Origin of the sequence: Aminobacter sp. BA135 (assembly GCF_050859125.1) — a bacterium.
Taxonomy (GTDB): domain Bacteria; phylum Pseudomonadota; class Alphaproteobacteria; order Rhizobiales; family Rhizobiaceae; genus Aminobacter; species Aminobacter ciceronei.
In genome coordinates this window covers 5,108,159-5,120,713 of record NZ_CP139572.1, presented here as the reverse complement: position 1 = coordinate 5,120,713, position 12,555 = coordinate 5,108,159, and the positions used below count along the sequence as shown (strand labels likewise).

At 58.8% G+C, this 12,555-nt stretch carries 7 protein-coding genes; 1 reads left to right on the top strand and 6 read right to left on the bottom strand.

Annotated features, from left to right (window positions below; translation table 11 throughout):
* Positions 1 to 76 precede the first annotated feature (76 nt).
* From SLT36_RS24860 to SLT36_RS24835, 6 genes are all read right to left on the bottom strand, one after another.
* Complete coding sequence (locus SLT36_RS24860; protein ID WP_143974449.1) at positions 77 to 1,639, bottom strand: ATP-binding protein; 1,563 nt, start codon at positions 1,637 to 1,639, stop codon at positions 77 to 79.
* Positions 1,636 to 3,645 (bottom strand): PIN-like domain-containing protein, encoded by a 2,010-nt coding sequence (locus SLT36_RS24855; protein ID WP_143974451.1) that lies wholly within the window; start codon positions 3,643 to 3,645, stop codon positions 1,636 to 1,638. The genes SLT36_RS24860 and SLT36_RS24855 overlap by 4 nt, the downstream gene beginning before the upstream one ends.
* 345 nt (positions 3,646 to 3,990) lie before the next feature.
* Positions 3,991 to 5,568 (bottom strand): ATP-binding protein, encoded by a 1,578-nt coding sequence (locus SLT36_RS24850; protein WP_143974452.1) that lies wholly within the window; start codon positions 5,566 to 5,568, stop codon positions 3,991 to 3,993.
* Positions 5,565 to 7,196, bottom strand: coding sequence for a radical SAM protein (locus SLT36_RS24845; protein ID WP_143974454.1), 1,632 nt, complete (start codon positions 7,194 to 7,196; stop codon positions 5,565 to 5,567). The genes SLT36_RS24850 and SLT36_RS24845 overlap by 4 nt, the downstream gene beginning before the upstream one ends.
* Positions 7,189 to 8,217 carry a DGQHR domain-containing protein gene (locus SLT36_RS24840; RefSeq protein WP_143974455.1) on the bottom strand — a complete coding sequence of 343 codons (1,029 nt, stop codon included), beginning with the start codon at positions 8,215 to 8,217 and terminating at the stop codon, positions 7,189 to 7,191. Before SLT36_RS24840 ends, SLT36_RS24845 begins: the two co-directional genes overlap by 8 nt.
* A 194-nt stretch (positions 8,218 to 8,411) precedes the next feature.
* Complete coding sequence (locus SLT36_RS24835) at positions 8,412 to 10,244, bottom strand: type II toxin-antitoxin system HipA family toxin (RefSeq protein WP_143974457.1); 1,833 nt, start codon at positions 10,242 to 10,244, stop codon at positions 8,412 to 8,414.
* On the opposite strand from SLT36_RS24835, the gene SLT36_RS24830 reads away from it, so the two are divergent.
* Entirely contained in the window at positions 10,206 to 12,527 is a 2,322-nt protein-coding gene (locus SLT36_RS24830; RefSeq protein WP_143974459.1) for a helix-turn-helix domain-containing protein, read from the top strand. The two genes, SLT36_RS24835 and SLT36_RS24830, sit on opposite strands and share 39 nt — an antisense overlap.
* The last annotated feature ends 28 nt before the right edge of the window (positions 12,528 to 12,555 follow it).

The following is a 12,555-nucleotide window of genomic DNA, read 5'->3' as shown; positions in this document are numbered from 1 at the left end:
GGCGCAACGAATTTACGTGGCGACATGTAGATGTCTGGAAATTGCTGACCCGATCCCAGCTAATCCGCTGCCGACATCAATCGGATCGTACACCTGTGATCTCAGAAACGATTGCCTTGACCCGCTGCCACTCGTGCGGGGCCAGTCGCTCCCGAAATGCCTTGTACAGCAGCCCCATTGTATCCTCGATTGCCTGCCCGATCTCCTCGTCGCACGAGTGGGCAGGCACCTTGGCGTAAATTATCTCGAGCCGCCGCTGTAACTCACCGCGCCTCACAGCTAGCGCCTCGAGCGCGTTAATCTCTTCCGGTTCGGCGATCGTGATCGCGGATGCGATCCGTTTCCGAAGCAATGCTGTTTCCTCCATAAGGGGTTCGACAATTGCAGCAGTGGGAGCGTCCTCCACTTCGAGCAGAGCGACCGCTTCACCCAGCGCCGTTAGCGCCTTGGTGATGTTCTCGACGGAAAGCTGATTGGCTTTCGACGTCCGGTAGGCTTGCTTGCCTAGCGGCGTTGCAATCTTCTCATCGAGTTCGTTGCGCATACTCTCCCATGCCTGGTTCTCCTCAAACCCGTCTCGACGGGCGTTCGGAATCGCAGCCCTTGGGTCAACAAAGATCTCGCCGACATACCAGTCGGCGAATCTTGAGTAGGAGGAGCGCGGTGTGTCGACGAGATGTGACTCGGCAAAGATTTCCCGCATGACTTTGGTATCGTCGATTTGAATGTTGCGAATGCGCACACGGATGCCTTTCCAGGGATCCTTGACGGCACCCGATGCACGTTTCCTGCTCGTCCAACCCCACCACCGGCCTGTGGGAGAGACAGGGTAATCGACCCCGGTCATTGGAGCACGTGTGTGCTTCACGGCAAGCGTGTCGACGTAGGGCTTGAAAAGCTCGACTGGCAGTCCCTCGCCGTCCTTCACGAAAAGGCGAATGCTCTCGAGGTTGAAGCCCGCATCCCTTGCTCTCTGCTGGATCTGCTCCGCGAACTGAAATGCGGGGTCGTATGGAAGCGGCGCAACCTGACTAAGGTAGGTTCGCATGGCATCTACGTCCAGGCACTCGTCTGGCGGGTTATAGAGTCCCTCCAGCCGGACCTTAAAATAGTGCTTATTTGTGTCCTCCGCGTCGTGGCGTGTAGCGGTGACGCATTCTGCGAGCGTCTCGGCAGCGTCCTTCTCGTAGGTCCCATCCGGAGACAACTTTGCACGGAGCATCGCGGCGTCGAAGACGACCTTCGTATACTGCTTTTGACCCGGCGCCTTTGTTGTAAAGATCAGCTTGTCACAGAAGACGATGCCGGCGAGTCGGCCAATGCCGCGGAAACCCGCATTGTTGCGGTAGTCTTTGTTAGAGGCGCCGATCGCCGCAAGCACACTTGCAGCGTTCTCCGTCCGGAGGCCGCCGCCATTGTCAAGGATAGTAAGCCCCTTGCGGTCGGCGTCCATCTCCACATCCACACGGGCCTCGTCTGGTTGGATAAGCCCGTCTTCAATGGCTTGGCGAAGCGAATCGAAGCCGTTTTGAACATACTCGCGGATAGCGTTTCGACTCTCTCCATACATTCCGAAGGTCAGAGATTCGATCACGAAGGCCCCAAAGCGCGGCTCGAAGGGGACAATAGTTTCGGTCATTCTAGGTCCTCTCCGTCGGTCAGGTCATCGTTGTCAACGAGATCATCGTCCTCATCCGGCACTTCGTCGGTCTCGCCACCAGGATGTTTCGCGGTTGGCGGGCGGGCTGCGCGTGGAGCTTCGGCCGCTGAAACAGTTTCGACCGGCGCAACACCACCACCCGGATCAACGTCGATCGTGACTTCCGCCACGGGCTGGGCGTCTGCATTGGCCATGGGGGCGTTCTCGGGCAAGGGCTCGTCCTCAACTCGTTTGGGTTGTCTTAAGGGTTCGAACCGATCGACGCCGGTGCTAGAGAGGATGGTCCGCTCCTCGTCTCCTTCTGCATCAACAACTCGTAGTATGGAGAGCGGGATCCCGTGATGACGCCCAATCACTGAGACAAGCTCAGAAACAGTGGCCTTTTTTGCGCCGCCTAACATTTTGGAGAGCGCGAGTTCAGGCTGGATGGGAGGATCGGTAAGTACACCTTGCGGTCCCACGTAGATCTGGCCGACAGCTACGGGAGTTGTTGTGACAGACTCTGAGGCGTCGATGCGGACGTCGATCCAATCCGTGGAGGCGGATGGACGGTAGAGCGCCGGTGATCGCACGCGCTTGAGTTCGCGCGACACAGCGCCGATGGTTCGATCGACACCCTTGTCTACACGCCATTCCAGCAGTTCCTGAAGGAGCTGGCCGACGGGCGTGGCGCGTGCGACCCCTTCCTCGAAGTAGGCGGCCACGAGCATGCCTCCGACGATTGCCGATGCATGAAGTGAATTCACCTTATCGATTCCGTCGAGCAGGCGCCGAGCGAGGGTCGCTGCGGCCGAAGGCCCGAGGTGGGCGTTGTCGTAAAGTCGCTTCGCGAGCACAGTGAGGTCAGCCGGGTCCATTGCCGAGATGCTTTCGGCGGTGAAGCTGTCAATTGTGGCTTCGACTTCCGGCGCTTGGCCCTGGAGATCAGCGATGGTCTTAAGCACCGCCGCCCTATCCTCATCCGCTCGCGCGGCCTTGATTATACGGTTGGCCTCTAAAAGTCCGAGGGTGTCGACGGCATCGCGTTTCGCTGCCCTTTCGGCGATGCCTGGTGGAGGGCGGGTTGCTGCCTCTAGACGCGCAAGATCCATTCCAAACGTGACGGCTGCAAGCCGGCCGAAGCGGTTCTTGTCAGCCAGCCACATCACTCCGCCCATATACAGTTCGTCAAGTAGTATGAGGGCGGCGTTGGCAGTGGTACGCATCTCTAGGGTGAGCATGGGATGCGGGACGGGAACCGGATTCCACCTCCCCCTTAGTCGGCGAAGGTCCTCGGAAGGCTCTCGTTCTAGCCCCGAGGAGAACCAATCCTCCTTCCGGTCACGCGTCAGCACGACGACGGTGGCTGCCGCCCTTGTGCTGGCGTCGGCAATGACGTCCTCCCAGAAAATCAGGTCCCCGAAACGGTTGGTGACCTTATGCCCATCCTCGAAGCCTGGCGGCACCTCGTGGCCGTAGCGTGCACCACCGCGTTGCTTAAGGCTCGCGAATGCATCGAAGGCACGCGTCGCCGCCAATGCATGAGTGTTCATCCATTTGATAACCTCGAAAGCGGCTGCCTCGTAGTTCCAGCCTTGCGCGATCCTCATCGCGCTTTCGACATTTGCGGCCGCGGCTTCAAGGTCGCCGACAAAGGACATCTCTGGCTTGTCTGGCACCAGGGGTCCGTCGGCATATACGCGCATAAGGGATTTTAGGTCCTTCAGAGCTTTCTCGACGGCCGAGCACTTCTCGGCAATCTCGTTGACCTGTGTCTTGCGCTGGTGATGGCGGTAAAACTCGTGGACACTCCACGCCGGGACGTGGATGCGCCCGTTCAGCGTGGACGCCCAGTCAATGAACACCGCGCGCGATGAAGGGCCAACAGCCGCTAACCACATGAGCAGCGAGGTATCTACGTACACATGCGTCTTCGAATCGGCGAGCGCGACCTGCGCACGAGCGATGAAACCCTCAGCCGGTTCGACCTCGACCGGTATCAACATTGGTGCGCACGTTGGCGCGATTGGTAGATCGTCAGCATCCGCCCTCCCCGGCCGCCTTCTGGAAGCACCTCGTCATACGATCGACCAGCTGGCTTTCCAAGTAGAGGGCTGGCGAAAACTCAACGATTGGTTTCGGCTCGACCAGACGCGTCGAGATATTCTAACGCCGGTTGACCTATTTTCGTTAATCGAGGCCGACTTGACAGGTCTTTCCACCGCAGATCACCTTGTCAGCGCCCAGTGTCGTTAGGACACGAGAACGTGGAAGGCAAACAAGAGAACCAAGACATCCTTCGGGTCGAGCTCGACCGAGGGACGTAGCGCCTTCGAACTGGCGCCACCTAACTACTGATCAAGGCGCATCATCATTCGATCAATCAGAGACTTGGCTGCAACCCGATTTGCAGAGCATTCATACACTAGATCAAAAAAGTTCTGGTAAATTGCCCGCTGCTTCGGCGGGAGGCGCATCAGAGGACTGGCTACCGGGGAAAGGTCCTCCATCAGTTCGCCAAGTCGAGCACGAATTCTTCCAATCGCGGCAGCATGCGTATCCGCAGCGTCTTTTAGTATGTCCATGCTCGCTATCTTGGTAAGGCGCAACAGCATCTGATCGGTCAAGAGTGCGAGGCGTTCCCGTTCCGCCGCGCTGACACCGCCTTGGCTGATAACCGACAGCGTGTCCTCGGCTGATTGGGCCTGCAGGTCGAATTCCCGCGCCCATTTTCTGCGTACCGAACTCGTCCGACAGCGCCGAGCAATGTCTCGGGCAGTCGGTGTGAGATGGTTCAACAGATTGTGGTAGTGCGCGTTCTGTTCGAAATGATCACGCCGCCCGTTCGGGACGACCTTCCTGTCGAGCACGTGCACCTCGCCCACAGACCAGACGTTGAACCGCGGTTCCGGAAACAGATCTTCAAGAAGCGTGTGGTCACCGACCTGGACGTTGCCGGCGCGAAGCCGGAGACCTTTCACAAGCGTTCCGGTCGGCACCGCCCCTTCGTACTCGTGATGCAGCACCCAGCCGACGGCCGCGACGACGCCGTCGATGCCGGGTATTTCGATTAGGGTCACATCATCGAAGGTAATATCCGCCTTGTTGTCCAAAACAAATCGATCGCGGTGCGGACGACAAAGCGGCTCTTCGGCGCCGTCGATGCGAATGTCCAACACACCGAGACCCAAATGACGTGAAAGTGCGTCGGTGATTTGCCCGCCGAAACGGAAATCTGGTGAGAACGGCAGGGGAGCGACCTGGCTCAGATAGTCGCCAATCGCCGTCGGGCTCATCAAGCGATCGTTCCGCAGTCTGACAATGCCCCTCATTTCAACTTCGAAAAATCGCTCCGGTGCGTCGGAGATTTCGACGCGTTGCAGCGTGGTCACTTGGCGGATCAGCTCCGCGATACCTGTATCCTCTTCCAATGCGCGCAGAGCTACCTTCAGTTGGCGGCAATCCCAACGCAGTTCGGAAATTTTGGCCTCACCCGGAACGCGCGAACGGAAGATCAGCTCCTGCGCGTATGCGAGCCCTGCGAGCCGGCCTACGCCGCGAAATCCACGGGCCGGTGTCCCACGCTTGGCACTGCCACCAAGTGCGGTCAACTTGCGACCGAATTCCTGGAAAGGAACGCCGCAGCCGTTGTCTCGAATTCGGACCGTCCGGCTACCAGGCTCTACCGAAATCTCGACACGGCCAAGCTCGCTGGCAGCGAGCTGGCCAGCCGCGCGAGCCGCATCGACCGCGTCAGCTGCGTTCTGAATGTATTCGCGGTACACGGTCATAGGGTCGACGTACATCGCGCTCGAGACGAGCTCGAGAACATCCTTGCCGATCACGATCTCCGGCAACTCGTGGCGTTCGGCCGTCCCGCGACTTGTTGACGCCGCCCGGGCGAGCTTGATTGCAGCCGTCGCGTTCATGCGGCGATCCCTTCCTGCGTCTTCGATTTGCAGACCGGCGAGGGCTCCGGTTCTTCATGGTCAAGGCCTGCGTCCTCGACCCGTTCATCCTCCGCCAGACCTGTTTCGGCAGTTGGCTCGCCCCTGGTAAGCTCCTTCTGCTTCGCCCAAATTGCAAACAGTTCGTCTTTAGGCACTGGCACGTAGAAGCGAAGAACCCGCTTCAGTGCCGCCGTTGTGGCCTGCTCCGCCAGCCCCGCAAACTGTCGAGGATCGCACGACGACAGTAACTCCAGCAGCTCGCGTCGTTCATAGCCATCGAGCCTGTTGAACTCGGCCCGGTACGCAGCGAGCCGCTCCTCGGGATCGAAACGTTCGTACCAATCGCGATTGAAGATGAAGTCGTGCGGGAGAGCCAGGATACGCTCGTACTCCTCGAACGTGTTGCCGAAGGCCCGCTTAAAAAAGGTGGGTTCGCCGCTGACGATGCCGTGGGTCGCCTGCAGGATGAGCTGCATCGAGCGGAGCTGGTAACGGGTCCACTTGCTGCCGATGTGACCACGGTCGGGCCGGTCGGTCGGCTGGAAGCGCATTGGAAACGACCAGATGCGTACGCCTAACTCCTCGTTGAGAGTCACGTTGAGCCGCATCCGCTCAAACAAGTCCGCAGGGTTGTCATGGAAGTTATAGAGCATGTAGTTCGAGAGCTCGGTGAGGCCGTATTCGGCGGCGTACCGCACCGCCTGTTCGTACGGCTTCCTCACACCGAGATGGTCAAACGCGATCCTCAGCGGCTTGAGGCAGATGGTCGCCAGTTCGCGCAGGTACATGGGATCCTTGCAGAGGATCCGGGCATCAACACCCTGATTAAAGTCGACCCGGCGCTGGACAGGCACCCGCATCCCTTCGCGCTGGAGCTTGGCGCCTGGCGTGAACCCGAGATCGCGGATTTCGGCGATGATCTCCTTGAAGCGCGGGCTTGCGACGACATTGTTGTCCATAAGGGTCAGGTCCTTCTTCGGACCGTAGAGCGCGTCGATGGCCTTAATGAGCGCCGTCAGTGACTCCGTGTCCCGCTGCGCGCCCTCCAGTTTTGGCACTCCGCAGAAGTGACATTTTCGAATACAGCCGCGGGAGGTGTACGCGAAGTAGGCATCACGAACCGGATACTTGTAGTCGATCTGATCGAGGATGCCGTAGTCGGGGACCAGATCCTCGATCGGGCGGCCACCGGTGTCCTCGGCGTAAAGCTCCTCTGAGAACTCATCCAACTGGAGCGCAACGGCCGGCGGATCCGAAAGCAGCCCTTTGATGAAGCGTATGCCCTGCCAGCGTCTCTCCTCAATGAAGCGCTCGTGCATCAATGAGGCGGCAATCCCGCCGACGAAAACTTTGTCGGCTTGACCGTTGGCAACCTCCAGCGCGAAATCGATCGTCTGCGCAATCTTCGGGTACTCGAAAGAGAAAAGTGTCGTGATGTAAATTCGGTCCCACGCCTGGTTCAGAACTGAGCGATCTTCCCCTTTGATGAATCGGACGCGATCTCGTTTCCCTCGCGGTCCATGATATTGGGCAATTTTCATAAGGCCGAGCGGTGGATACTTATTCTTGTAGCCGGGCTCGATCAGCAGAATATTCTTGTTAGCCATTGACCACCTTATAACGAGCGCGCTTCCGAACTTCGCGAATAAATTCTACCGCCTGCTTGACGCCGCCTTGGCCGCCAAAGCCCTTGAGGGGGCCGGAGGTGGACCAATCGATCGTTCCGGCGAAATCAGAAAGTGCGGTGATGAACGCCCGCTTGTCACATGATCGTCCAGCGTCGCGGCATTCGTTGACAATATCCGCCGCGATGCGAAAAAGCGCATAGACCCCCACACCCTTTGTCAGCATATGCTTGCGTGGACTGGCCCACTCCTGCGGGAGCACCACGCCAACCGCACGCCAGAAATCCAGCACGATACGCAGCGCTTCCTCGACCGAGTCCTTCGAAGACAGTTTGGTCGCCTTCAGGAACGCGTGGATGGCTTGCTGCATCATTCGCAGCGAAACGATCCTTTTCAGTCCGGAGGTCGTCTTGCCGCCTAGGTTCAGGCGCCGATGCCACGGCGAGTCTTCTTGGTTGTTCAGCTTGAATGCAATGAAAAGCTCGGGACGTTCGAGGGCCAGATCCTCGGCAAGTTGTGCTTCGTGGTAGTCGAGCAGACTGGTGCTCAGTCCCTTGGCTTTGCTGTTGATGATGCTGAAGACCTCCATTTCCTCGCGCTCGGAAAGCTCGATAAAGCACATGAATGGGAGGGGAATCGGCAGGTCGCCCAGGTGACCGAGGCGGTGCTGGCAGTCGACCTGTGCCATGATCTTCTGGGCGCCGGCCGAGATCTCCAAGCGAATGCGACCGTCCGGAAGCTCTTCGATCCGCCATTCGTCATTTAAGGCCGGCCGCAGGTTCAGCGTCAGCGGGATCGTCGAACTTTCGGGTTCCTTGATGTAGCGCCGAAAGTCCTGGCTGTGACGGTCGTTGAAAGGACGTTGATACCCGCGGCGGCTATCCTCATCGAGGATGTCGGCAAAGCTCAAGCGATAAAGAACGTCTGCCGGCGCGAAGCCGAGCAACACAGGCCTATGCGCCGATTGGCCTTTCAGGCAGTCGATAACAATAGCGGTTGTCACTGTTCGAATCCGACGACAAATTGCAGTTCCAGACTGCACATTCTGCAGTCTGGAACTGCAGGTCAAGGCGGAATTTTGTCTGCACGGCAACTTTTGCGGGCAATCCAACAAGCCGTTTTGCTATTCCCCCTAAAAGTTCGCTCGCGCTCAGTGCGGAGCAATGTTTTTGGGTCGAGGCTAAGGCACGGATTCGATCAGAGAAAAGGTTCGGCGCGATGCTGCACGATTGCGACAATACGATCCCGAATAAGATCTCCGTTGGGAGCCGCCTCCAGAGGTATAGCAACATGGGGAGCCGAGTCGAAGGTCCGTCGAGCGCAGTTTGCCATCAGTTGCGCGGCACGGGAAACCGGCAGTTCGATCGTCCGCGCAAGCGCGAGAAAATCATCGGGGGTCAAACGGTCGTCCTTGCCATTGAGCTTTAACGCCATCCGGTCGTGTTCGAGGCCCGGGAAAAGCCGGGTGGTTACCGCATCGTAGACGGGGGCGAACCGGACTTGCGTGAAGCCATCGGCGCCGTCTTCGGCAATTTTGAGCAGTGCCAAGTTTTTCAGATGCATGTCGCCATCAGCGATCAGCCAGGCGAAGACAGCACGTTGGAACAGGATTTCTATGTCGGCAACGGGATCGGTGGACAAGGGGCGCAGGCCGCGCGCCATTCGCTCCACGGTGCCATCGTATTTGCGGGCCGCCGGGAGTTCGAGGATCGAGCAGAAATCCTCAAGTGCAATTCGATGGATGTCGTTATGGGAACGGCGAATGTCGAACCGTTCGATCAGTAGGGCAGGTGGCATCTGGTCGGGCATGCGCACGAGGACCGCCTCCGGAACATCGAACGCGGCCTCGCGCGCCAGCATCAGGCAGATCCATTCCACGATGGGCAGGTCGTCAAAACCGCTCGTCCCGGCAGGCTTCAGGATATGGGTGAAAGGCTCGGTGATTGCTGGAACCAGATCACCGTCCTGCCTGAGGCACATCGGCGCCTTGATCTGTACGCCGGACAGCCGCGGTGTGTTTGCGTCCGCGAACAGGCGCGCAAGGTTATCCTGGAAGGTATCCTCGAGAGAACGTCGGGTCGGCCCTTTGTATTGGCCAGTGAAGAGTCCGCCAGCCTGGAAGTGAGCAAGACGCCCCTGCAGAACATCCTGCGGGACAGTTGCCAAGTCGACGGAACCGTCGACGATCGTTATGTTGGACATGTAGCGACGGCTCGTCCGGAGAGTTTCCCGTTCATCGCGATCATCGAGAACGTGTGCTAGCCAGCCTTCCGGAAGCAGCGATTCGATAAAAGGGGGTAGGCTGCCTGGGCGTGTCGGGCGGATCAATGGCGGCTGTCGACCCGCGGCCGCCGTCCAGCGCCATTCCACACCATCATGGATCAGTCGGCCGACAGGTTCCCCGTGCCAAGCTACGACGAGATCAATTTGCGCCCTGTTGACGGGTGCCTGGACCGGTCGAGCCGCGTTGAGAAAGGCTTCTGCGGCTTCGGCCTCGCGAGTCCATCTGTTGGCGCGCGCCAGAGCCCAAATGGCATCGGCCGCAGAGCTTGCATTCCCATACTCTTCGATCAACCGGTCTGCCATGCTTCGGCGCATAGCAGGGTCGATTGCACTTGCATGTTCGCTTCGTAGACGGAAAGCTTCCAGAAAACGCTGGCCGGGTGATGAGGCCGTGATATGGAACTCGCCCATGTCGTCGCCAACGATGACCGGTACCGTCGAGGGGTTGTCAGGCGCCTGGTTCTGTATGATTTCGAGACCCCGGATTCGGCTTCGCTGGTTACGACGCCCACTTAGGAAGAGGCGGCCGTCCACTGTAGGCGCGAGCTGGAATGCACTCGGGCCCGACAAAAAGGCGTGAGGGTAAAGGTAGGCAGCGATGCGGACGGCGTGGTCCATTACCGTCTTGTTTACGTCGTCGTTGGCGTCCACATAGACGCCGCGCAGCAAGCTCACGAGCGAGCCGGCCTGCGCGGCCATATAGGCTCGGTGCCTGTCGAGATTTTCACCGACGAGATGGAGCGGCATGACTTTCCCGTTTTTCAGATACGCGAAAGTTATACCGGATTCGCCCGTCTGTCAGCGAGAATGTTCCTGAAAAGCCCTCAAAGGTCTTATGATCGCGTAAAATCTCATTTCCTGATGGGACAGTTTGCGAATATTCGCGACTTGTGTCATCAAAGAGTGGAAAGGAGAAAGATCGTGGTCCACTCCATCCCAGCCGACGTGCTCAAACATGTTAGAGACGCCAGTGGCATGAGTCAGGCGACTCTCGCACGCGCGATGAACACTGTTCCCAGCGTGCTCTCCAAATTGGAGAAGGCAGATGAGGTCGAGCCGGAAATTGCTGAACGCTATTTGGCCGCAATCGGTACCCAGACCGCGACCGAAGTGAGCGAACACTACGCGCGAAACTGGCTGCGCGCAAAGCCACCATCCTTCCTGCATCCCGACCGAGAGGCGCTTTGGACGATCGATAGGGCCGCCCGAGACCTCCTTGCGTTCCAGGAACAAATGACGGACCCGATTCTGCGCGGACCGATCGATCTGCTTCGGAATGAACTTCAGATAACGGAAGCCTATCTGGACCGTCGTGACCACATTATGGCCTGGGTAGGGGATATCGGCGTCGGAAAAACCATGGCGCTTACCTATGCAGTTGGACTCCTGGTTGGCGATGGCCGCAGCGGACGCCGGCCTGCGTTCCCGGTGGGGCCTGGACGTACCACGGTCTGCGAAACGGCCATACGCGTCGCACCTACATTTGGTGTTCTTGTCGATACCGTTACGGAGGAGGAAGTCGTTAGACTGACGAAACAATTGGTCGCCAGTCTCGTGCCTGGGGCGAGTGGCGGCGGGCTGTCAGCCGAACTAGGCCGTCTGATCCGCAATATGGCTGGCATGAGGCCGGTCAGTCACATGGAAAATGATGAGCCGATTACCAAGGACCCAATCGTTGACCTTCTGAAAGAGGGCCTTGGCATCGACGAGGTTACCGATCGAATTGTGGGCGGAATGAGTCTGGCCGCTCGAAAGGAACGCCAGATGATTCTTCCGGAGGGGCGAGAGGATGGCCTGCTTTGGGTGTCAAATCTGGTATCGGCGATCAATAGTGGTGCGGAACCGCGCTTCAGTATCCCTCGACGCATCACCGTCCTGATGCCTTCGAACAATCTTAGTGCTGATGGTCAGACCCTATCCGTCATCGATACTCGCGGCGTGGAAGGCGTAACCCAGCGTCCTGATATCACCGCGTACGCAGAGGACTCCCGGACTCTCCTAGTACTCTGCACCAAATTCGCAGATGCCCCGAACACGACCGTCCAACGTCATCTTCAGGAATCGCAGGACGCGGCATCCGACGCGGCTGAGCGCTATCGGCAATGCATCCTTGTCTTGCCGCGCGGCGACGAAGCCCTTGAAATGCCTGGCCTTGATGGTCCTGTTATCTCCCGTCAGCAGGGCTACGGCCTTCGGCGCAAGGAGATTGAACAGGCTCTGGCCAATGTGGGCCTACCACCGACACCGGTTAACTTCTTCGATGCAAAAAACGACGACGCCGGCAAGATCTGGACGGCTCTTCGCGGTCAAATCGCTCGCATGCGGGCTGCCTATGCCGCTCGCGGCGTGAATGCGGCAGACGGCGTTCGAAACTTGATCGAGAATGTCGATGTCGTTCGCACGAGCGAAGCACGTCGGGAAATCGAGCAGGATCTGGCGCGCGTCCTGCACGCGGTCGGCGACCTTCCAGAAACAGTACGCCCCGCCTACCAGAACCTCATCGACCAGCTTGCGGTGGGGCATCACAGTTCAATTGCCGCCTCGATCTATCGGCGAGGCGATTGGGAGAATTTCCAGGTTGATCACATCTTGGGTACGGGGGTCCGGGTCGATGCCAATTTGCGTTCGCAAGCTCTCGTGCAACGTATCGAGCACAAGCTGATGGACCTCGAAAGCAAGTATGAGGATCTTGAAGCGATCGGCCAGAATCTGAGGGCACTTCGGGCGCGGCTAAGTGAGAGCCGACAGGAGTTTCTGGCGGCGGCGCGCACCATCGGCCGCGACGCCTATGGTGAACTGTTGTCGGACGCGGATATCTGGACACAGACGGCGGAACGTTACGGCCAAGGGGCCGGGTACAAACGCGACATCACGGCCGCGTGGCGCAATTGGTTTGAAACAACCGAGGGCGTGCGCCAGACGGCATCAAAGGTTAGTGAGCGCCTTCAAGATGCCTGGAGCGTCTGGGTACTCGAACCCCTCATGCGCGCAACGAGAGTTCAGCCTGACAGCGAGCCTGGCGGAGCCTAATTGCCCAACTCCATGCTGACAGCCAAAT

Coding starts and splice junctions, on each gene's coding strand:
- SLT36_RS24860 (WP_143974449.1), bottom strand. CDS start 1,639: ATGACCGAAACTATTGTCCCCTTCGAGCCGCGCTTTGGGGCCTTCGTG.
- SLT36_RS24855 (WP_143974451.1), bottom strand. CDS start 3,645: ATGTTGATACCGGTCGAGGTCGAACCGGCTGAGGGTTTCATCGCTCGT.
- SLT36_RS24850 (WP_143974452.1), bottom strand. CDS start 5,568: ATGAACGCGACGGCTGCAATCAAGCTCGCCCGGGCGGCGTCAACAAGT.
- SLT36_RS24845 (WP_143974454.1), bottom strand. CDS start 7,196: ATGGCTAACAAGAATATTCTGCTGATCGAGCCCGGCTACAAGAATAAG.
- SLT36_RS24835 (WP_143974457.1), bottom strand. CDS start 10,244: ATGCCGCTCCATCTCGTCGGTGAAAATCTCGACAGGCACCGAGCCTAT.